This is a genomic window from Niastella sp. OAS944, assembly GCA_024809215.1.
Lineage (GTDB): Bacteria > Bacteroidota > Bacteroidia > Chitinophagales > Chitinophagaceae > Niastella.
Genome location: JANUBW010000001.1, coordinates 500299 through 524142, shown reverse-complemented (window position 1 = coordinate 524142; position 23844 = coordinate 500299). Strand labels below are relative to the sequence as shown.

Annotated in this window: 11 protein-coding genes; 5 read left to right on the top strand and 6 right to left on the bottom strand. The window is 44.7% G+C overall.

Annotated features, from left to right (window positions below):
- The first annotated feature begins 26 nt into the window (after positions 1-26).
- The 3 genes from GGD38_RS01990 to GGD38_RS01980 all read left to right on the top strand — a co-directional run bounded on the left by GGD38_RS01990 (position 27) and on the right by GGD38_RS01980 (position 15734).
- Entirely contained in the window at positions 27-6887 is a 6861-nt protein-coding gene (locus GGD38_RS01990) for a hypothetical protein (protein WP_375299704.1), read from the top strand.
- Positions 6888-6995: 108 nt separating this feature from the next.
- Positions 6996-7838: a hypothetical protein gene (locus GGD38_RS01985; RefSeq protein WP_375299705.1), complete on the top strand. Its 843-nt coding sequence runs from the start codon at positions 6996-6998 to the stop codon at positions 7836-7838.
- A 9-nt stretch (positions 7839-7847) separates the two neighbouring features.
- The gene (locus GGD38_RS01980; protein WP_375299706.1) at positions 7848-15734 is read left to right on the top strand and encodes an Ig-like domain-containing protein; all 7887 of its coding nucleotides are present in this window, start codon (positions 7848-7850) and stop codon (positions 15732-15734) included.
- A 128-nt stretch (positions 15735-15862) separates the two neighbouring features.
- Here the strand turns inward: GGD38_RS01980 and GGD38_RS01975 are convergent, their stop codons facing one another.
- The 6 genes from GGD38_RS01975 to GGD38_RS01950 all read right to left on the bottom strand — a co-directional run bounded on the left by GGD38_RS01975 (position 15863) and on the right by GGD38_RS01950 (position 20250).
- Positions 15863-16135 (bottom strand): Atu4866 domain-containing protein, encoded by a 273-nt coding sequence (locus tag GGD38_RS01975; RefSeq protein WP_375299707.1) that lies wholly within the window; start codon positions 16133-16135, stop codon positions 15863-15865.
- 109 nt (positions 16136-16244) lie between these two features.
- Positions 16245-16688, bottom strand: a complete 444-nt coding sequence (locus GGD38_RS01970) for a DMT family transporter (protein WP_375299708.1) — start codon at positions 16686-16688, stop codon at positions 16245-16247.
- Between the two features lie 29 nt (positions 16689-16717).
- Positions 16718-17587, bottom strand: coding sequence for a helix-turn-helix domain-containing protein (locus GGD38_RS01965; protein ID WP_375299709.1), 870 nt, complete (start codon positions 17585-17587; stop codon positions 16718-16720).
- Between the two features lie 17 nt (positions 17588-17604).
- Positions 17605-18222: a pyridoxamine 5'-phosphate oxidase family protein gene (locus GGD38_RS01960; RefSeq protein ID WP_375299710.1), complete on the bottom strand. Its 618-nt coding sequence runs from the start codon at positions 18220-18222 to the stop codon at positions 17605-17607.
- Between the two features lie 117 nt (positions 18223-18339).
- Complete coding sequence (locus GGD38_RS01955; RefSeq protein ID WP_375299711.1) at positions 18340-19212, bottom strand: alpha/beta fold hydrolase; 873 nt, start codon at positions 19210-19212, stop codon at positions 18340-18342.
- A gap of 30 nt (positions 19213-19242) precedes the next feature.
- Entirely contained in the window at positions 19243-20250 is a 1008-nt protein-coding gene (locus GGD38_RS01950) for a proline iminopeptidase-family hydrolase (RefSeq protein ID WP_375299712.1), read from the bottom strand.
- Between the two features lie 38 nt (positions 20251-20288).
- On the opposite strand from GGD38_RS01950, the gene GGD38_RS01945 reads away from it, so the two are divergent.
- On the top strand, positions 20289-21266 hold the full coding sequence (locus GGD38_RS01945; protein ID WP_375299713.1) for an alpha/beta fold hydrolase: 978 nt from the start codon (positions 20289-20291) through the stop codon (positions 21264-21266).
- A gap of 390 nt (positions 21267-21656) precedes the next feature.
- Entirely contained in the window at positions 21657-23609 is a 1953-nt protein-coding gene (locus GGD38_RS01940) for a sigma 54-interacting transcriptional regulator (protein ID WP_375299714.1), read from the top strand.
- Positions 23610-23844 lie beyond the last annotated feature (235 nt).

The window sequence follows — 23844 nt, the reverse complement described above, 5'->3', positions numbered from 1 at the left end:
ATACAAACCCGTTTTTATACCGTTATATGATTTCACAGTTAGCCAGTTATCATTGCAGGAAGATCGCCGGGTTCTTTACATTTCTATTTCTGTTATCAATTGTACTGCCGGCGCGGGCGGCCTATGCTCCCGTTTATTCATGGAAACATGGGGCAGCAGGCACATACATTCCATTCCCTGTTCATAGCGCTGTTAAAAGAGTGGGTGCGCCTGTTGTTATTAATAAAAAGCAGCGCAATTTTATCGGCGGTCCCAGCCAGCCCGAAATGTCTTCATTCAGATCGGTAAGTGCCGATAAACTCGTAAATCTTTTTACCGGTGATTTCAATTATAATATTCCGTTGCTCGATGTAGGCGGATACCCGGTAAACATTTATTACAACGGCGGTGTATCGCCCGAACAGGAAGCCAGCTGGGTAGGACTGGGCTGGAATATCAACCCCGGAAATATCAACCGGAATATGCGGGGTGTACCAGATGATTTTAATGGTAACGATACACTGGAACAAACGCAAAAAATGAAGGCCAATAAAACCTGGGGACTTGGTATTGGCGGTGATGCGGAATGGTTAGGCATCAAAATACCTGTAAGTCTTGAAGTGGGCGTTGCTTTTAATAACTACCTCGGGCCTTCGCTTAGTGCAGGTGTGCGGGGAAGCACATCTTTATTTAATGTGGCCATGTCGGGTGGAAGTGAAAAATTTGCTGCCAACCTTGGCGCATCCCTGAACTATGGTTTGGAGGTGAACTCAAGATCGGGCACTTCTTTCTCTGGTAAAGTATCGCTTGGCGCCGGAGCGATATCCAATTATAACCGGTTGTCTGTAGGTGCAGGATTATCGACCGACTACAATTCCCGAACGGGAATAAAAGCATTACAGCTTAGCGAACAGGTGCATCTCTTCAGCGATGCGGAACGTAGTAACCTTATGTCAACGGGCAACCTGTCGAAAGGAGTTGGAGGTATGTATGCTACCACCATCAGCTTTGCAAAGCCTTCCTATTTCCCTTCTATACGTATGCCGCAAACCAATACGGCCTGGTCGGCGCGGTTGCAGATAGGTGGTGGGGCCTTTGGACTGGCCTATGACGTTGAGGCCGAAGTGTACGGACAAAAATCAGAAGTTTCAGCGGCCAATGCCTTGCAGAAAAAGCCTATGGTGGGATTTCTGTATTATCAGAATGCGGTTAACAATCCGGGTTGTGTAATGGATTTTACCCGCTATAACGATCGCGAAGTAACGCCAAATACGCCGGTTGTTTCGGTGCCGCAGTATACCTATGATGTTTTTTCCATTCAGGGTGAAGGTACCGGTGGCAACATCAGGGCGTACCGCAATGACCTTGGGTATGTAAGGGATAACATTACTACATCAAAAGATAAGAACTTCAGCATTGGCGGCGATATAGATGTACCGGGGCATTACGGCGCCAACGTCAATACTATTAAAACGCCATCTACAGTTGGGGAATGGAACAATGGGAACAGGCTTCGCAACACCATCGCATTTACCCAGCCCGATAAAACGTATGAGAATGTTTATTTCCGCAATCCCGGTGAAGCCTGCGTTACAGATCCTGCGCGTTTTGCACAGGTAGGTGGCACCAGCCTTGTAAGATATGCATTGGGTGGTTCGGGACAGTCGCCTACGGTTGAACCACTGTTGCAGACTTTTGATGCCGCCGGAAACCGGCAGTCAACAGTCATCGATCTGCGGCCGCAATCTTCTATAAAAGAGCGGAACAAGCGAACACAGGTGATCAGTTTTCTAACAGCAGCGGAAGCAAGGGTAGTTGGGCTCGATAAAATGATCAAAAGTTATAACAACCAGATCTTCCTCGATGCCACTGCCCGCACATTGCTTTATGACTCCATACAGCGTGTAGGCGGGTACCGTAAGTCGCACCATTTGTCACAGATCAATGTAACGGAAAGCAATGGTAAAAGATATGTATACGGTATTCCGGTTTACAATCTGGTACAAAAAGATTTTACATTTTCTGTAGATAATTCCTACTCCGGTATTCCCGACCAGATAACAATAAATAATGCAACACAGGCTTCTGCCGGTTCGCCATTGCTGAACGATAATTCAACCCGCGATGGGTATGTGCAAATTACCAGAACGCCCGCTTATGCACACTCATTTTTGTTATCGGGTATTTTGTCGCCCGATTATGTTGATATAACAGGTAATGGTATAACCGAAGATGACCTGGGCGACGCCGTTAAATTCAACTATACAAGGATCAGGGAAGGAAACGATACGGTGTATAAATGGCATACCCCGCAATCGGCAGGCAATACAGCCCATTTCAATGCAGGCCTGCGGTCAGAGGTAAAAGACGATAAGGCCATGTTTACACACGGTGAACGGGAATCATGGTACTTACAGTCGGTTGAATCAAAAACCATGATCGCCCTGTTTTATGTTTCTAACCGGGCAGATGCCAAAGGTTCTTCCAGTGAATTAGGTGGCGTTAACGCCAGTAATGTAATTAAGAAACTCGACAGTATTGCCCTGTATAATAAGGCAGATCTGAAAACGAACGGGCTGGCGAAAGCAAAACCCATTAAAACCGTTCACCTGGAATATAATTACCAGCTTTGTAAGAGCACACCAGATAATACATCGGGTGCAACAGGCAATAACGGCAAACTCACTTTGCAAAGTATATATTTTACGTATAGCGGTAAAACAAGAGCGTTCAAAAACAAGTACAGCTTTTCCTATTCTTCAACCGGAACAGATAACACGAACGATAACCCGAATTATGCCGTAAATGCTGCCGACCGTTGGGGAACTTACAAACCGGCAGGCATGAACCCGGGTAGTATGAAAAACAGCGACTACCCTTACAGTATACAGCCTTCGGGCAGCACCGCCACTATTAACAACAATGCCGCGGCCTGGATGCTAAAGAAAATTGTACTGCCTTCGGGCGGGCAAATTGAAGTGAATTACGAAAGCGACGATTACGCATACGTTCAAAATAAAAGGGCTGCTGTAATGATGCCCGTGACCGGGTTTGGCAGCACATCATCATTCAGCGCAGCCAGCAACAGGTTGTATCCATTTGTATATCCCACACCTGTTGAAAACGATTATGTATTTATGCAGGTGCCGGAAACCTGTAACACTGCAATGGATGTGTATAATAAATATTTGCAGGGGCTTGCGCAGCTTGCGTTTAAAATATGGGTACTAATGCCGAAAGGCGCAGAGTATGTTCCCTGTTATGCCAGCTTTGGTGCAACGCCTAATGTAGACTATGGTGTAGATGCCGGCAATAAAAATATCATTTGGGTAAAAATGAAACGGCTGGGTGGTAAAAGCCCGCTGTCAATGACAACACTGGAATATTTGCGTCAGCAATTGCCGGGGCAGGCGTTTGAAGGATACGATGTATCGGGCGAACCGCCGCTGCGCCAGGTAGGCGATATGCTTGTTGGTATGTTGAAAAGCCTGCGTGATGCTTTTACCGACCCGGTGAATGCTTTCCGCAAAGATGGAAAAGCCATGGTAACTGATCTGTCTAAGTGCTTTGTGCGGCTGAATGATGCCGACGGGCGTAAATACGGCGGCGGGTACAGGGTACGATCGGTTTTGCTTAGGAACAACTGGGATTCTATGACCCGGCAATATGCGGCTTCTTATGGACAGAAATATGATTATACTATAACAGAAAATTTTGGCGGCGCTGTTCGCAATATCAGCAGCGGCGTAGCTTCTTATGAGCCTTCTATCGGCAATGAAGAAAATCCCTGGCAATCCATTGTACAGGTGGAAGATGATCTGCCGTTGGGCCCAACTTCTTACGGAGCGGTGGAAATGCCTGTGCTGGATGCCTTTTTCCCTTCACCGGTTGTGGGGTACAGTAAGGTTACGGTTACCTCCCTTAAAACAAACACCGATGCTGCAAAAAGATCGAGGAGTGGAGTAGGCAGGCAGGTGACTGAATTTTATACGGCTAAGGATTTTCCCGTGTATTACAGTTATACGCCTTTCGATTCAGCCAGTGTAAAGGAATTTCACCAGGCTTCTACAACCAATTTTTTCAATAAATACGGGTACGATCTTAAAGCGCAATCGCAGGGCTTTCTGGTGGCCACCAATGATATGCATGGCAAAATGCGATCGCAATCGTCCTATGCAGAGAACGATACGGCAACGCGCATAAACTATACAGAGAACTTTTACCGCAATACGGGCGCCAATGGGCTGAACGATCAGTTCACTTTCATTAGCAGGGAAAACAGCGGTACTGCGTCTTCAGGTAATCTGGGAATAGATGTTGAACTGATGACAGATACCCGCGAGTTTTCGGTAAAGGGAACAAGCCGGGAATACCAGGGGCAGGTGGACTGGTTCTACTTTGCCATGTTTAGTTTTATGATCCCTACCTTATGGAAAATAAACGGTGTTACTGAAAATACATACCGCGCAGTTACTGCAACGAAAGTGATCAGCTACCACGCGGTGCTCGACAGCGTGGTGATAATTGACAAGGGCAGCCAGGTTAGTACAAAGAATGTGGCCTATGATGCACAAACCGGTGAAGTACTGGTAACGCGTACCAATAATGAATTTAACAGGGCGATCTACAATACTTCGTATCCCGCTTACTGGGCTTACAGCGGTATGGGGCTTGCCTATAAGAATATTGATGCCCGGTATTCGGGTGTCGACTTCGTTGATGGAAAGATCACCACGCCCGGCTTTGACTTTTCGGTTTTTGAGAGTGGCGACGAATTGTTCATCATCGATACCGGCAGTGCTACTACCTGCCCGGCCCCTTCTTCCAATGCCGTAAAATTGATCTGGGCCTTTAATAAAAACAAGAACACCTCTTCGCTTACCGATCCTTCTCCGGCGTTTATTTTCATTGATGAAACCGGCAAGCTTTATAATAGAAGAGGTGTTCAATTCCGCATTATCCGCAGCGGCCGCCGCAATATGCTAGAGGCCCGGGTAGCCGCTATAACCGGAATGGTGAATCCGCTTGCCAGCGGAAAACTGTCATTTGATGCAGCAAAGCAGATCAATGCATCGGCTGTGGAGTTCAGCGAGAAATGGCAAACAGAGAACGATGTAATAGGGCGGTACCGGCTGGAGATCGATCCCACTACCTGCACTTTCCGGGAGGTGGGAGATCCGAATGGTTACCTCGAAAAAAATATCAATCCTTATCGCAAGGGACTGTTGGGAAATTTCAGAACGTACCGCGACATGGTGTTTTACGATAGCAGAATGGAATATGACACTACTGCCAACACAAATATTGCAGAGAACGGGTTGCTGAAGAACTTTAAGCTTTACTGGAGTTTTAATACCAGCAATAACCTGGTGCCTGATGTAAGCAATAGCCAATGGGTATGGAACAACCGGTCAACGAGGTTCAATGCAAAAGGACTGGAACTGGAAACGCAGAACGCATTGGGTATTTATACCGCTGCACAATATGGATATCATAAAACATTACCGGTTGCCATAACTGCTAACAGCCGGTATAACGAAATGGCATTTGAGGGTTTTGAAGATAGTGTTTATGCCGAAGCGTTGAATCCGTATTCGGCCGCAGCGTATGCGAAGAAATTCATTGATTTTACCGGCATAGCCAATGCCAGCGTTATACCAGACAATACTGTTGTAAACGCGCATTCGGGAAAATATATGATGGCTGTAAATGCCAACAGCACTGCCGCAAAACAGTTTGCAGTGCAGGCGGGCGTTCCCACAGATTTCACGTATACTTTCGGCCGGGTTACACCAAGCAGTCTTTTCGAAAGGGGAATGAATACCGAGATCGTAGCGGAGTCGCCCTCTGGTTTGTTCAGTGGCAATCCGGCTACGCTATCTGCTACCGGCGATTTGGGTATGAACCTGACGATACGCCCCACATTATCTACAGTTCCGCTAAACATACTAACTGCCGAGGGCTATGTGTATTCAGTTAAAATGTCGCAGTATTTTGAGATCACCCGCGAAGGGGTATATCATTTTGGTACCAATACCGGCTCTTCAATATATCCTAATTATATTACAGGTCTTACGCTTACTTCAGTACCCAGTGGAAATTATGTAAGCTTTAATTTTCTGGGTATTATTTCGCCGGCTACAAATGTTAACTGGGACCATTATTCTGCCTGTTTGCCTAAAGGAATATACCACATCACCTTTAACGCAGTAGGTAACTATCCGCCCACTAACCAGGAACCCCTGCCTTACGATCCATTTCCAACCGTTGATTACAGGCTCGAATTTTTTGATAATCCGGCAAACCCGGTGCCCGATGGCATCAGCCTTCTTCCGGGTTATAGATCACTCAGTACGCAAAATTCCTGTGCTTATGATATAGGCACTCCTGCAACCCAGGATATGTATCATGCGGGCTTCACCGTACCTGCCGGTAAAAAAATGATCTTCAGCGCCTGGGTGCGCGAAACCTGCGGCGACCCGGCCAACGGCGTTCCCTGTAAACAGTATACTTACCAGAACAATCAGGTGCAGCTAAAATTTCCGAATACAACCGGCGCAGATGTAACGCTGGTCCCCATTGGCCCCATTATAGATGGCTGGCAGCGGGTGGAAGGTGAGTTTACTGCACCTGCTGGCGCAACCAGTATGACGCTGAACCTGGTCAATAACGGAGCCGGTCAGTTGTATGTAGATGATGTCCGCATGCATCCTTTCAATGCCAATATGAAAAGCTATGTGTACGACCCCGTGAACCTCCGGCTGGTGGCCGAGCTCGATGCTAATAATTATGCGAGTTTTTATGAGTATGATGAAGAAGGAACGCTGGTAAGAACAAAAGTGGAAACACGTGAGGGCATTAAAACAGTTACGGAAACAAGAAGTGCATTACAGAAGGTGGTTAAGTAGTGAATGGTGAGTTGTGAATGGTGAGTGGTGAGTGGATTGCTGAAGTTTGGGACTCACGACCTGATTGCTTGCAGGTTGATTAATAAGCAAAACTTATTTGAAGTAAATATGAACAGAATTATAATAATACTAATGGCTATCATGTTGCTAATTACTGCAACAGCACACGCACAACGCAGGAAGAAGAATGACGATACGCTCACTGTTTACCGCGAGTTTGCCACACTTGGGCGGTGGTACCTGCAGCAGCCTTTGCAAGTGAACGTACACTTTGGCTACCGGTGTACGCCTGCTTATGCCGGTAATGATAGTGTGGATACGGATATGCAGCTGTACTATGGAGGAAATGATTTTTATATGCAGGCCGAAGGCATGGAACAGATCGTCAATGACTCGGTAGTGGTGATGGTTAACAATGAAACGAGAATGATAAACCTGTTTCCCAATGACGGACAGGCGTTCAAAAAATTTCATGAAACAATGGCCCTGTTCGTACCTGATTCTTCGCTGCAAAAACTGGCGCAACTGTATGTGGCAAATAGGAATGATGAAGGGCAGGGGGCCAGGCGCATCATATTACAAAGCCGTACCAGCGTAACCGGTACCGATCATTTAAAAGAGATCATAAGTATAACGTATGATGCAACAACCCATCGGCCGCTTGCCTATCATCATATAACCAGAAGCCTGGCGCCTGTTGATTCTCTGGTGTACAGCCGGCTGGCTGAAAACAGCGCCTATAACGGGCGATTGATAAGTACCAAAGTGAACCATCACAATTTGTTCCTGGTAGTAAAAGAAAAGATAACCGATTGCAGGTTCACGAATATCAGTCACGGTATACAAGGGCCGCCTGCCCGTGAGCACGACCGGGTACTGCGGGGAGAAAACGGTGAGTACGGGGGCGCAAAAGGATTTGAAAATTATCTGGTGACCACTAATAACCAATAAAAGATTTTTATGTCAATGTTATGCGAACCCGCAAAGGTGTTTAATTATGGCTACCGCTGTATTGTATTGGTGGTATTGCTATTAATAGGCGTAAAGGGATATACACAATCACCACTTACCTGTAGCATCAGTCCTGCTGTGCAAAACATTAAGGCGGGCAATACGGCCGCAACAATTACTTCTACGGTTAGTGGCGGGTCGGGCGTCTACACTTATCAATGGCAAACATCTCTTACCAGGGGAATCAGATGGACGAATGCCGGTACTGCTTCTACCCTTGATCCCGGTATTGTAGGTATCGCAGCAGAATACTACCGGCTAATCGTCAGCAGCAATGGCGTCAGCGACACCAGCAATACGGCTATCGTAAATTCATGCCCATCGGTCCCAACCCCCGGCGGCACCATTACGGGCCCCAATACCTGTGTGGTGGGCTCAACCATTAATCTTGTAAGCAGCCTTGCTGCGGGTGGAACATGGAGCTCTGGCAATACAGCGGTTGCAAAAGTTGATGCCAACGGCGTGGTAAGCGGCGAAGCCGCAGGCACTGCCACCATCAGTTATACGGTTGGTAGCTGCGCTATGACCGTTGCGAAATCAACCATCAATGTTATTCCTCTCAACACCTATGTACAGGGGCTTGGCAAAGGCATCGACGATCCCGTGATCACCGACACCATCTCCATGGTGCCGAACACAGTTAAAATACTCGAATTTAAACAGGACACCGGCAGGTCTTTGGCCCATAGCTTAAAAAACGTGCTGGCACTACGTGTGATAGAAGAAACAAACAAATACATTCCTGGCGATTTTTCCGCTACCGCTGTGCTGAAAGTAGAGTATGGTCATTCTGCGGCGCAGATCTACCAGGTAGATTCAATAAAGCTACATGTTAACTACACGGCTAATGCAGGTAGTAAATATAATGCGCTGAGCTATTTCACTTTTAAAAATGTGGAATATACCCGTGTTACCGTATTGCGTGCGGTAACGCCTGCAACCGTCAACGGCACAAGTTTCGATACCAAACAGGTGCTGTTGCTTACCAATACGCTGGCGGGAACACGTTATTACCAGTTAAGCGATAATAAAAGACCGGTCCTTAGTTATACCAGTCCGGCAACCAGCCCAAAGCCCGATGCATTGCCAGTTAGCTGGACCCTGCCGGTGTATACCCAAAACAATGCCGTACAACTGGAATGGGCATGGCTCGAAGACCAGATGCAAAGCAGTTATATCAATAACAATGTTTTTGATACTGCTTTACTCTTTAGAACAGGCGCCACCCGCATAGATCTTCAGGGGGCGGCAGTAGCGGGAGCGTACGGTATTCCGTTATTATACGATGGGACCGGTAAGTTGTATATGCGGGTGAGGGCCGTTAATTTAATGCCCGGCGGAAGCCGTAGCGACGGGCCATGGAGCTACGTGAAAACCTATGCCTTTAGCGGGCATAACGACAGTTTGAACTGGCAATCAACCACAACTTATTCCGAAGATGGAAAGCGAAAGACCATTATCCAGTATTACGATGGTTCGCTGCGTGCCCGCCAAACGGTAACAAAAGATAACACAACCGGTCAAACGATAGTAGCAGAAACAATGTATGATATGGAAGGCCGGCGGGCTGTACAAATACTGCCTGCCCCCGGTATCAATAACATCATTGCCTATAATAAGAACCTGAATAAGTTCAATGGTCAGAACGACAATACCAATCCGGCCGATTATTTTGATTTTACGACCACCGCACTGGGCAATTATGCCACTACTGCCCTGAATGACAGTTTTGGAACGGCAAAATATTATAGTGCACGAAACCCGGAAGCGGGCGCCGGTTATCATAAGAACATTCCGGTATCCAATGGATATCCCTACACCGTTACCAGGTATATGCCCGACGGAACAGGCCGCATTATGCGGCAAAGTGGCGTGGGCGATTCGCTCAGGATGGCAGGCGGTCATGAGACGCGGTATTATTATGGTACGCCGGCGCAGGAAGAGCTCGATGCGCTTTTTGGTACCGAAGTGGGTAATTACACGCATTACTTTAAGAACATGGTGCGCGATGCTAATGGGCAAATGAACATTAGTTATGTAGATATGCATGCACGTACGATAGCTACCGCCCTGGCGGGCGATGCAACACCCAACCTGCAGGCACTGGCCATCAGCGATACCAACGTGTACAAGAACCAGGCAGGCTCTTCGGTTACCCGCAATCTGCTTACCAAAGAATCCAACATTGTAAAAGGCAATGGTATTGAATCTGTCAATACCATTCTGGTGCCTTTAAGTAATACGAGTTATGCGTTTAGTTACAAGCTTAACAAACAAACCGTCACGCTGCCTACCTGTACCGGTGGTACGGTAAACTATACCTGCAAATTTGATCTGCAGATAGCTGTTACCGATGAAAGCGGTGATAATAATCCTGTTATATACACGTACACGGGCATCGATACCATTAACTTCAGCCAAACAATACTACTTAGCGCCGGTTCGTACAGCGTGCGCAAAACGCTTACCATTAACCAGGATTCGCTGGCGCTGTTCTTGAGCCGTTACAATACAAATGGGGTAGGGCTTTGCACAACACAACAAGACCTTATTGCAAGCATCGTAAAAGATGATGAAAAGGCCTCGGGCTGCGGTACAGCCAGTACAACGTTAACCAGTAGCAGTTGTGCAGCTGCGCTCGGTAATTATACCACTTATCTTTCCAATTATGCTGCCGGTATTGGCAAAACAGTTGCCCAGCTTACCGCCGCCCAGGTAAACGATATCAGGAACCAGTATATAAGCGATTCTGCTTTCTGTGTTTCGCTGAACCCAAACAGATCGCGAACATTGGAAACCACCCGTCAGCAAATGTTAAGTGATATGGTGCCTTACAGCGGGCAGTATGCAACAGATGCAGGATCGGGCACTATGTATAACAAATACAATATTTTCTCTATCACCGACGCTACAAAGCAACCTTATTATAGATATCCGAAGAATGAAGCCGGCGACAACTATTATACGGCCCAGGGTAATATCGATGCGTCGGTGCCTGCTTCAAGACTGAAAACGATGACGAAGGAAACCTATGAAGCGGAGTTTACTCAGTCATGGGCGGCATCGTTGCTGTCTTATCATCCTGAATCTGCAAAACTGAAATTTGCCGAGAACTCGCTCCGCAGCAGTTTCAATTTCATCGACAGTATTCAACAACTTACATCGCCTATAGAGCCGGTTACTACAGATCCTTTCTTTGCCATTGCTACGCTGGCAGCAAAAAAAGACAGCATCAAAAAATACAGCACCACGGGGTGGCCGGCCGCCGGCGGGTACAGTATGTGGCAAATAGCCTACGGCGAAGCCTTTGGTTGTAAAGCATTAAATGCCAGCCAGCGTAATTTCTGCTACAACGCAATGCCCAAACAATTAACGGCTACGGGCACTGCAATAAACCCCGGCAGCGGCGTAGTTACGTTAACCGCGGCCATGCAAACGCAGGCCTGGAATATGTACAAGGGAATGTACACGCAGGTGCGCGGCAATATGGTGAATCAATACATTAATTTACAGCCTAACGTTACCGATACAACCGATAATCGTGCGTTATTCACCCAGGGTTTCAGAATTTACTTCCCATACAACGACGTGCAGGCTGCGCAAAGCAGCGGCTGGGCCAGCTGGTATCCGAACGACCAGGGCAATATTCCAACAGTGAACCTGAAAGACTCCGTTGCGCTTTATGGCAGCCGGTGCGACAGTTATATTAATGCCTGGCGGCAGGCCCTGTTGAATTGCACGGCGCTGGCAGGTAAAGATGCAACCACCCGCGAAACCATTCTCAATACCATTACAACCAGAATGGTGCAGGTGTGCAAATATGGCACTGATGGCGCCAATCCTTACGGATCATCAACCGTAGCGCCCGCTTACAGGAACGCCACCGACACCAGCTTTGAACAAATAGTGAACTCGGTGTTCAGCAGTAATGGTATCAGCATTACTGCATATTGTCATCCCTATGGCATTCAGTGGCCCGGGCCTTATGGTAAAAATCCGGTGATCACAAAACAAAGCATAGGCGCTGTAGATACCTGTACCTGCAGTCAGTGGACAAAACTAAAAACACAAATAAGTGCCGCCGGTTATAATGTGAATTCACTGACCAGTATTAACCAGTACTTATTAAACAAATATCGCGATACCATCACTGCAGCATTGTACAACGGCTTGCTGCAATGCGGTGTGCCTTACCTGTATAATTGCAAGGATACTGTTTCAAACCCCACAGCCCGTGCTTCTTATCTGAAGTGTGATACCATGTATTCATGGCCGCTGGCCAGTGTACAACCCAGGCCGGTGTTCCTGAATTGTGGTTTCGACAGCAGCAGTTATCGTTGTTACAGCTGTAGCGAGTTTGTGAACCTTGACGCGTCGTTCTACGCCATTTTTAAAAAACATCCGGTATTCACCGGCGTGGTGCCCGACACTATGATCGTTTGGAACAACCTGTTTGCGCAGTATGTAAACTTTAAAACAGGGTTGCAACATAACTGGCCCTATTATGCAACGCAATTCAATGCTTCCAAATGTGGCATTGGAGGCATCGGCGGCACAGCGACTGCGTTATCTATTTGCCTTGAACGTACACCGCTTAATGATACTACGGGTCTTGGTCAGGTTGTTTCTCCCTGCCAGGCGGTACGTATACGCGCCACATTGAAAGCAATGGCACAGTATGAATACCTGCAGCAGCAGGCGATGGCGGCTTTCAATACAGCATACCGGGCAAAATGCATGTCGGCAACAGAAAGCTTTACTGTGAATTATGCGTTGAAAGAATACCATTACACACTGTATTACTATGACCTGGCCGGAAACCTCGTTAAAACGGTGCCGCCCAAAGGAGTAAGGCCTAATTATACATCCACCTTCTTAAGTAGTGTAAAAACTGAGCGGCAAAAGATGGAGAGTGGAGCATCTTATTCCGTAACGGTGCCGCAGCACAGCCTGGTAACCAGGTATTGCTATAACAGCCTGAACCTGGTGGTGCTGCAAAGATCGCCCGATGGAGGTAAAAGCAGTTATTGGTACGATAGGTTGGGAAGAATGGCCGTGAGCCAGAATGCCCGGCAGGCAGTGCAGGGTAAGGTATACAGTTATACAAAATATGATTCATTGAACCGAATAACAGAAGTGGGGCAAATAACCGGTGGCAGCGTTATCACTGATGCCGTGTCAAAGAATGAAAGCAGTTTACAAAGCTGGTACACCAGTGCAAATAACTCCCGAAACCAGGTAACACAAACTATATACGATATAAGGTACGCTGCATTTACGGGTTCGCTGGCGCCGGTAATACAACAAAACCTGCGAAACCAAGTAAGCTATATGCTGTTATGGAACAATGCAACAGATAACTATCCGGCTTCAGGCACTTATTACACTTATGATATACATGGTAATGTAGACACCCTGTTGCAGGATTTTGGCAATAGTGCAGGAGTGGGCAATCCCATGAACTTAAATCAAAGCGGTAACCGGTTTAAGAAGATCGTATACGATTATGATCTCATATCGGGTAACGTTAACCAGGTAAGTTACCAGCCGGGGCAGGCAGATGGTTATTACCAACGGTACAGTTATGATGCGGAAAACAGGTTAACAGATGTATTCAGCGGCAGGGACAGTGTGATGTTGATGTTGTTCCCCGAAAGGGAAGCGCATTATGACTATTACAAACATGGGCCGTTGGCGCGCACTACACTGGCACAATTGCTGGTGCAAAAGCAGGATTATGCGTACACGCTGCAGGGCTGGCTGAAAGGCGTGAACCCGGCCATGGGCGGCACCCTGGCCAATGGTACCGATACAACGGAGGCTTATCCGGTTGCGCAGGACGTGTATGGGTTTAGTTTGCATTATTTCAGGAACGATTATAAGGCCATCGGCTATACACCACAGTCAACCTCCGTTTTAGGTGCACTGGGTAACAATGCAGCATCGTTGTTCAATGGCAATATTGCCGCTATGGCAGTGAATATTCCGAAGCTGGGGGCCAGCAGGGTGTATAATTATCATTACGATCAGTTGAACCGTTTGGTGGCAATGGATGCGTATAGCGGACTGAATGCACAGGCAGGAACGTTTACGCCTGTAAATATCAGCGACTACCGCGAAAGGGCAAGTTATGATCCTAATGGGAACATTCTTACCTACACAAGGTACAGCGATGCCGCAAGAAAGGGTCCAATGGATAGTTTAAAATATTTCTATAAGGCAAATACGAATCAGTTACACAAGGTGGTTGATGAAGCTGCTGATACATCCGCTGCTTATTACAGCAAGTATAATGATATTAAGAAAGGACAAATTGACAACAACTACCGGTACGATGAAATAGGCAACCTGGTTAAAGACAGTATAGAAGGGCTTACCAATGTTACCTGGAATGTGTATGGTAAAATTGCCAGCATAACAAAGTCGGGTGGTGTTATACGATATGTATATAACGCCAGTGCCGAACGGATAATGGCGCAAACGCCAACGGATACTATCATCTATGTACGTGATGCCAGTGGTAATGTATTGAGTGTTTATCGCAAACCTGCCAGCGGCAGCCTTGCGCAAACAGAATTGCATTTGTATGGCAGCAGCCGGTTGGGAATGGCAACCCAACACGTAGTGCCGGATACCGCAGTGGTGTTATCGGGTGGTTTTGCAGGCGGCATAAAGAGTATATTTACAAGAGGAGAGAAGATCTTTGAATTAACAAATCATTTAAGCAATGTGCTGGCAACGGTTAGTGATAGGAGAATGCAGCACAACAGCAGCGGTACGGTAGATTATTATCTGGCCGATGTGATGAGTGCTAATGATTACTATCCGTTTGGGATGCTGATGCCGGGGAGGAAGTACACATCTTCTAATTATCGCTATGGATTTAATGGACAGGAAAAGTCAGATGAAATTGGCGGTCCTGGAAATCATAACACCGCGCCGTTTTGGGAATATGATACAAGAACAGGTCGAAGATGGAATTTAGATCCACGGCCTAATATTTCCATAAGTGCATATGCTGGATTGGCCAATAATCCAATTTGGTTTAATGATCTGTTAGGCGATACTACCATGTTTTATGACATGAGGAATAATTTAATAGAGCAAGTAAATGATCGGGGACGTTTATCAAGAATTAAAATAGATAGAAAGTTATATGAAAGTTACGGTACAGGTTTGATAAAAAAGTTAATGCCCAATGTGTTAGATAATAAGGAAAGAACAAAGGAAAATGATCAATTATTGGCAAATGCTTTTGTAATTGGGATTAGACAATATGCACTTTCTGCAGAAAGAAGTAGCAGGCAAAATTTGATAGCATTTGAAACGGGTGAAATTAATATGCGTTATACTGGTGATTTGGTAGCGGCAAGAGATATGATAGGTATCGTAAAATCGGATCATACGGATTATGGAGTTAGGGGTACATTAACTATTAATTCTGTATTTGATGATGGCACCAGTTTACCTGTTCAGCAGTTTGATGCTACCAGCGGCCCCTGGGGTAATGGCCCAACGCCAAATGGATCGTATAATGCAAATGCCTTTACTCCTCGATTACGGCAAGATGGTATGTATATATATGGAGCTCCGGGATGGAAAGTATGGCTGAGTGATAACGAGACATTAAACAGAACTGCCTTGCGAATACATCCTGACACAAATAGTGAAGGTACAGCAGGGTGTATAGGAGTAAGAGAAGATGCCGCAACATTAATACGGTTAGGGAATTATTTGGAGAATTATTTCCGTACTCACCGAAACTTTACGCTCACTGTGGATGTTACTAATAATCCTAATTATAATAATGTAGGCAATAGCTCTATCGGTCAATGATTGTGAAACAATAGATCATTTATAACATAGGGGCCATGTTAATCAAAGGAAAACCTGTTGCCGGATAGTATGTCTGATCCCGGCCATAGGTTTTCCTTAACGCAGGTGCAGCCTTTTAGCCCTGATGTTTACTCTTTATTTTCTTTATAAAGTACCATGCCGGCATGGTATAAGATGCCGTTGCGAAATTCACCATCGGCGGTAAATCCTGTATCATCTTTATAGTCAATGTGGTTGCCCGTTACTTTATAACTTCCCTGATAGGCGCTTTTGCGACTGCCGCGGTCCTCGTCGTACCTGTTATCAGGTAGTAATTCATGACGAATATGTCTGTCTGCAGTGACCCATACACCGATATACGCTTTCGTTTCTTCTATTGTTTTTTCCTGTTCATTTTTCATGATGATTTGTTTTATTACACAAAGCTAATTTCCAATTAGGGCAGGTGGGCTGCCATATTGAAACAGATCGTTGCGTAATTCAAACAATTCAACTTTTTTTATTCATGTATTAAAATTTTTCTACAACAGCAACCCCCGCAATGATCAACAGCATGCCAAGGCCGCGCCAAATGTTTATAGGGTGTTGCGCTGCAACCAGAATCTTAAAGTGATCGAGCAATACGGAGATCATTACCTGTCCGGCTACTACAAGCCCGAACGTAAGGGCCATGCCTAACTTTGGAAGCGCCAGCATACTTGCCGTAATAAAAAATGCACCAATTATACCGCCGCCCAAAACCGAAATAAGTGTACTGCCCTTAAGCAGTTGCCAGGAGAATGTTTCTTTTGTGAAGGGAACATACAGAGCCATGGTGATTGCCCCTACTATAAAACAGATCATGGAGGCGTAAATGGGGCTTGCCATTGATTTTGCCAGTTTTGCATTGAGGCCACCTTGTAAAGGCAATAAGGCGCCACATAAGAAGACCAGAAGAAGCCAGGCTGTTTTCATGGTTATGTTTTTTAAAAAGATGATTCATTTTACATTGAAAATCCCTTTTTGAAGTTGGTAAAGTTTATGCCGGAACAATTCTTAAAATACTTACTGAAATGAGCAGGGTCCCCAAATCCCAGATCATAAGCTGTCTCCTTTAAAGTATAACCTTCATGAAGGACCCTGCGTTTCGCCTCCAAAACAATGCGCTGCTGTATGTGATGGCTGGCTGTGTGGCCCGACAAATTTTTAACCACACCGTTCAGATAGCTTGGCGATACTCCTAAGATCTCAGCATATTCTTTCACCATCTTTTTTGAAGCGTAATGTTTCTCCAGTCTTGCAAGGAACAGATTTACCAGATCTGATCTCCGTGACCAGTAATTTCCCTGGCGTTCCTGCTGTAATTGCCGGCACAAATAAATCAGGAATATCTTCAGGTATCCCTTCAGAATATCTGAACGCAGATCCAGCACACTATTAAATTCCTGTATCATGTTGTCTGCGAAAGATACCATTGAGGTTATTGCATCACCCCAAATATGGATGATTGGAATAAAGTCATTGCGGTTAAAATGAGAAGGGTGAAATAACCCAGCCAATGTGATCTCAGTTAAGTCAACGAAATCTTTCGCAAAAGAGATCATATAGCCCCTTGCATCTTCATCAACTCCCATGGAAAAAAGCTGGCCGGGTTTTACATAAAGAACCACGTTCTCATTAATAAGAAGCTTATTTGTGTCAATACTTATTTCTACAACGCCCTTTATTATCCAAATAATGAGGTACATGTCGTCGAAAAAAAGTGGCGCTTCTCCTTCTTTATTTCTTTCAAGAAGCGATTGAATGGAATGAATATGGAATGGCGCCGGCCCGGGGAGCTGACTGTTTTGTTTTAATATGCGGCTGATTTTCATTTTTATAAGTTTTGATATTACTGGTCAGCCAAGGGTTTCTCTTTTAATTTTTTTATTTCTTCTTCCAGTTGTGAAATGTATTCGCTTTGTGAAGCGAAAGCTTTATTGATTTCCTCAATGGAATAACGGGGTGTGATGTGTTGCTGACAATTCCAATCGTAGGCATCTACATCAAATACCATCATTCTTTCAGGACGAAATTGATATCCTTCCAGGTCAAGTTGTGCATAAAGCACAGGATCTTCTTCCAGCTCGATGATCCTGGCTTTAGCATACAATTTCAATCTTGTTCTTGTGGGATAATCAATCATGATCAACGCCACGTTGTTATTGTTGGCAATGTTACCCACCGTAATATATTGGGCATTCCCTTTATAATCAATAAAGCCCAGGCGCTTTGTGTCCAGTACTTTAATAAATCCCTTGGGGCCGCCCCGATGTTGTATATACGGATAGCCATTTTCTCCAATGGAGGCCATATAAAAACTATCCCGGCTCGAGATAAAAACAATTTCATTTTCCGTAAGGCCATCCACATAGCTTCTTTTCTCCAAACGGGCATAGCTTTTACGGCTACCCAATTTTTCCTGCATATCCCTGACCGCATCTGTAAATGCTAATGATGCATAATTCATTGCCTTTTTTTATTTGGTTGTTCCCGGTTTATTGATCTTTGTTGTCAGGTCCTCATATTGGGCCAACACATCATCCCATAGTGTATCGCCGCACTCATCTGGTATAACAATTACGTTTCACATGCCTACTTTTCTGTCTAAAAAATCCTTGATGGTTGCCGCAATTTCATCGCCAAAGCTTTCCAATGCAAAGTGCCCGGTTGGATATAAATGAAATTCGAGGTTCTTAACATCCTTTTTAAATGCTTCTGCACCAACACCAGGGAAAATATAATCGTCCTTGCCGTAAACGATCAGCATCTCCGGGTTTTTTGTACGCAGGTATTCCTGCCATTTGGGATATTGTTTTACGTTGTTTTGGTAGTCGTAAAACAGCGCTATCTGTATGTCGTCGTTTTCAGGACGTTGCAGGTGCCGGAGATCTATTTCCCAGTTGTCGGGTGATATAGCGTTTGCATCCGGAACATTATGTGTGTATTGCCATTTCAATCCTTCGGGTGCATGAAAAGCCTGGCAGGCCTTAATGGCATCCTTATCGTTCCTGTTTTTCCAAAGCGCCTTGATGGGATCCCAAAACGTTTCCAATCCTTCTTCATAGCAACAGCCGTTCTGTACAATGATGCTCTCTATCCTGTCGGGATATTTCGAGGCGATCGTCCAACCAATGGGAGCGCCGTAATCCATCAGGTACAGGCTGAATTTTTCGATACCCAGGTGCTTCAGTAATTCCTCTATGATGCGGGCATAGTTTGCGAAACTGTATTCAAAACCGGCCATGGGTGGTTGTTCGCTTCTGCCATAACCCGGGTAATCGGGAGCGATCAAATGGTATTTGTCCGAAAGATCATTGATCAGGTTGCGGAACATGTGTGAAGAAGTTGGATAGCCGTGTAACAACAGCAACACCGGAGCATTGGCAGGGCCTGCTTCCCTGTAAAAGATATCGATGCCGCTGATCTTCGCGAAGTGATAATGCGTTTTGTTTTTCATTGTGTTTGTTTTATAATGGTATTGTTTTATCTATTTTAGATCACCTTTAAACGTGCCCTCATCAACCTGTTTAAGGAACGTAATGAGCGCGTTGAAATAGGCTAACTGATCGTCGTACATTGCCATATGGCTCCCTTCCGTACAAAGGAATGTTCTGCTGTTGGGAATGAGTTGTCCCTCTCTATGCATGTCGTCGGGATTCATTTCATCTTTCATACCGCCCAATACCAGCACAGGGATATTTATCTCCGGTAGTTTGTCCCAGAATATCCAGTTCTTAAAACTCCCTGTTACATGAAATTCGTCAACGCCCTGCATTTGGGTATAGATGTTCAAATTGGCTTTTTTGAATGCGCGGGTTAACGGTTCCGGCCATTGCTCTAAAGGCATCCGGCATACTACCTGCGTATATAATTTGTTCATCAAAAGATCAGTGTATTGTGGTGAACTATAGGCGCCAATTTTGTCAAGGGAATCATAAACGGTGATATCCCTTGCCGTAAAAAACTTTTTCTTTAGTGTTTCTGCATAAGTTATAAAATCATGCATGCCGGCAGTCATATTGGAGAATACGGCTCCTTTTACATGCGACTGGTATTTATATAAATACTCCATTGCCAGCAGCGTTCCCCATGAATGACCCACGATATAAAATTGATCCAATCCCAATCCTTTCCTTACCTGCTCAACTTCTTCCACGTAACGTGGAATATTCCATAACGACGTGTCGGTAGGTACATCTGAATTGCCACAGCCCAATTGATCGTAATAATAGATCTCCATACCTTCTTTGGGAAGAAAGTCTTCGAAGCATTCCATATAATCGTGAGTGAAACCTGGTCCGCCATGTAGAAGCAATACCTTTATTTTGCCCTCGCCAACCTTTTTGGTCCAAACTTTATATTTTCCATCAACGCTTATTAATTTACTTCCACCGGTTTTGATACTGTCTTTTCCTGCTGTACCAGATGGTGGTGGGTTGTGTGATGATTGGCAGGCGACCAGCGAAATAAAAACTAACGACAATAATGCTTTCATAAATCTCTTTTGTTCACATCAAAGCTCAGTGCAATAGTTTGATTTCTAAAATCACTGTATTAATCGTTGTGATTAAAAAAGTAATAGTTGTGTTGTTGACTATTAAAATTATATCCGGAACTATCAATCAGGTTATTTCTCCAATCGCGGCCTGGTTGTCAATTTTGACTCTTAAATATTTTTGTAACATCATTAATGCAAACATCATGAAAGTAAAAAAATCACTATTATTAATATCGGGGGCGATATTGATATGTATGAGCCTTTCCGTTATTTCTTTTACGGAGGCACCTCAGCAGCCAATTTCTTCCGGCAAGGAAGAAAAACCAACGATCGTACTGGTCCATGGCGCCTTTGCCGATGGTTCGTCATGGAACAAGGTGATACCGATTTTGCAGGAAAAAGGATACAAGACCATAGCGGTGCAAAATCCACTTACATCTTTAAACGATGATGTGGCGTTTGTTGAACGGGCCATAGCTGAAGCACCCGGAAAAGTAATACTTGTGGGGCATTCATGGGGCGGCGTGGTCATTACTCAGGCCGGTAACAATGAAAAAGTAAAGTCATTGGTGTATGTAGCTGCTTACGCTCCAGATGAGGGACAGAGTGTTGAAAGTATCAGCAACGATGCACACGGTGTGAGAAAGATACCCAATGTGCCGGGGTTGGCAGAGCCCATCGTAACTGATGGTTACATCAGACTTAAAGAGGAAACGATAATCAAACATTTCGCACAGGACCTTCCACAGAAGGAGGCCAAAGTACTTGCTGCCGGGCAGGGGCGTTTTCACGTTAGTACCATAAGCGCCAAAGTTTCCAATCCGGCGTGGAAAAACAAACCAAGTTATTTTATCGTATCAGACAATGATCAAATGATTTCACCACAATTAGAGAGAGAGATGGCAAAGAACATTCGTGCTACCACTTACCATATCCCTGCGAGTCACGTGGTTATGCTGTCAAAACCTGCGATAGTGGCCGAAGTGATCCTTAGAGCTGCCCAAACTGAATAAGGTGATGATATCGCTATTCAAATGGAGGGTCTTTGATAGGGGTTTGCAGAAAATTCAATAAAGGTTCAAATGCGGGCTCTTTTAAGTGATCTTTAAAGATGTCGTTTCAGCTTTAGATGTCAGTCCCATTCTTTATTTAAGCACCAACGGCTTTTGCCTCGGTGCTTTTTTTATTCTTTTTGTAAAAAGTATGGCTGCCCCATCGTTCTATGGAAATTGACAAGATTACCAGGGGGAAAAATAAGCCCGGTAATAGTGGTCCGTATTTTTTTAATAATAGAATGGCTAAATAGGCAGATCTTTTTATCTTAAGAAACCAGGTTAACCGTAGTTTTGATCTGTATATTCAATTGTTTCTAAATATATGCTAACTTTTAAGTAGCTACTATTATGAAGAAAAAAGTGCTCATTGTGGAAGATGAATTTATTGTAGCCAATAATTTGCAGCAGGTGTTACTGCGGTCTGGCTATGATGTAAGTGGGATTGCAGCCTCAGCTGAAGAAGCAGAAGCTTGCCTGCAAAAGAGCAGGCCCGATATTGTATTGCTTGACATCAGGTTACAAGGGGAGCGCTCGGGTATCGATATTGCCAGGAAATTAAGATCTGAAAACATTGCGTTTGTCTATTTGTCGGCCAATTCGGGCCAAAAAGTATTGGAAGAGGCAAAGATGACCGAGCCTTACGGATTTTTGGTTAAGCCATTCAGGAAAAAAGACTTACTGGTAATGTTGGATATTGCGTGGTACCGTCATGCACATAGCCTTGAAACAAAAACAAACCAGGAAATACTTTTACACAAACAGATAACGGAAGTTGGCAATGAGATCTCGGATAGCCGGCAAAAGTTATTGAAGATCGCCGGCATCATACAATCTTATATACCATTCGATCTTATAACATCGGGACTTAGACCACTCAATACTGTGCAATTCAATGATAAAGGGTATTTACGTATAGGGTTCGATGAATACCAGTATATTGGCGAAGAAGAACTTTTAACGATAACTAATATAACGAGAACGGCGCTGTCTGTAATTCTTGCAAACAGCCATGCAGATATAGACCCTATCATCTACGACAATGAATTGGCCAGTGAAAAGCCGAATGTTCCGTCTCTTCAAAAAACTTTGATCGAAACATTCAATTTGCGATCATACCTGGTTTTTCCTGTTGTACTAAGCAATGGATTATCGTTCCACTACTTTTTCTATAGCCGTCAACGGAATATATACACCAATAATCACATTGACTTATTAAACCATTTGAGAACGAGTTTGACAGAAGCAGCTGAAAAAATGAACTATGGTGGAAATATGGCCACTTCAACCCAGGCTCAGGTTTCTTCTGTAAGAAAGATCCAGGGCGAAACGGTGAACTATCCGGAATTCCGGAGTATCATCGGTAACCATCATCTTTTGTTGGGCGCGTTGGACCAGGCTGCACAGGTGGCTTCTTACAATACATCGGTTTTAATTCTGGGGGAAAGTGGAACTGGTAAAGAAAAGCTGGCTCAAGCCATTCATTTATTGTCGCCAAGAAAAAATGCACCCTACATAAAAGTGAATTGCGCGGCCATTCCTGTTACGCTAATAGAGTCGGAATTGTTTGGTCATGAAAAAGGCGCATTTACCGGCGCTACAGAAAAAAGAAAAGGCAGGTTTGAGCAAGCAGATGGCGGAACTATTTTTTTAGATGAGATCGGTGAACTTTCGCCAGAGATGCAGGTGAAAATTCTACGCTTTTTACAGGAGAAGGAAATACAAAGTATAGGCGGAAGCTCAATTATAAAAGTGAATGTTCGTATAGTTGCCGCCACTAACCGGAATCTTGAGAAAGCGGTGGCTGCGGGGAACTTCCGGCTCGATCTGTATTACCGGCTTAATGTTTTTCCTATTACACTACCGTCGTTGCGCGAACGTAGAAGTGATATAAATGAACTGGCCATTTATTTTGCAGAAAAGTTCTGCAGGGAATTCAATAAACCATTCCATGGCATTGCTGCCCCAATGATGGAAGAGATGATGGCTTATGACTGGCCGGGAAACATAAGGGAACTCGAAAATGTTATTGAGCAGTCGGCTATTCTTAATGACGGCCGCTCGAAATTGGAGTTGAAACGAAAGCTAACAGACAAAACAGCATTGGCCACGAAGGTTATTAAAACGCTTGAAGATGTGAAGACCGTTCAGGCAGAAACAGAAAGAGAATATATTATTTCAATGCTCAAAAAAGCAGACGGCCGTATCCGTGGGGTAAATGGTGCTGCAGAGCTAATGAATATTAAACCTACAACGCTGGAATCAAAAATGGCAAAGCTGAATATAAGGCGGGAAGATATTTGAATGATGCCCGAAGCTAAAATATGCAACTCCGAAAATTTAGGAGTTATCTATGGTCAACTCCGAATTTTTCGGAGTGTTGTGTATTTATTCTTTCCCTTTCTCCTTCTACAAATTTTCGAACTGATTACTTTTCAGTGACTTTCGCACGCTGATTTTAATTATTATGTTATTTGCCGGCAAATGGCATTTAAATGGCTTAATGTAAAGACACAAGTATAGTCAATATAAAAACCTT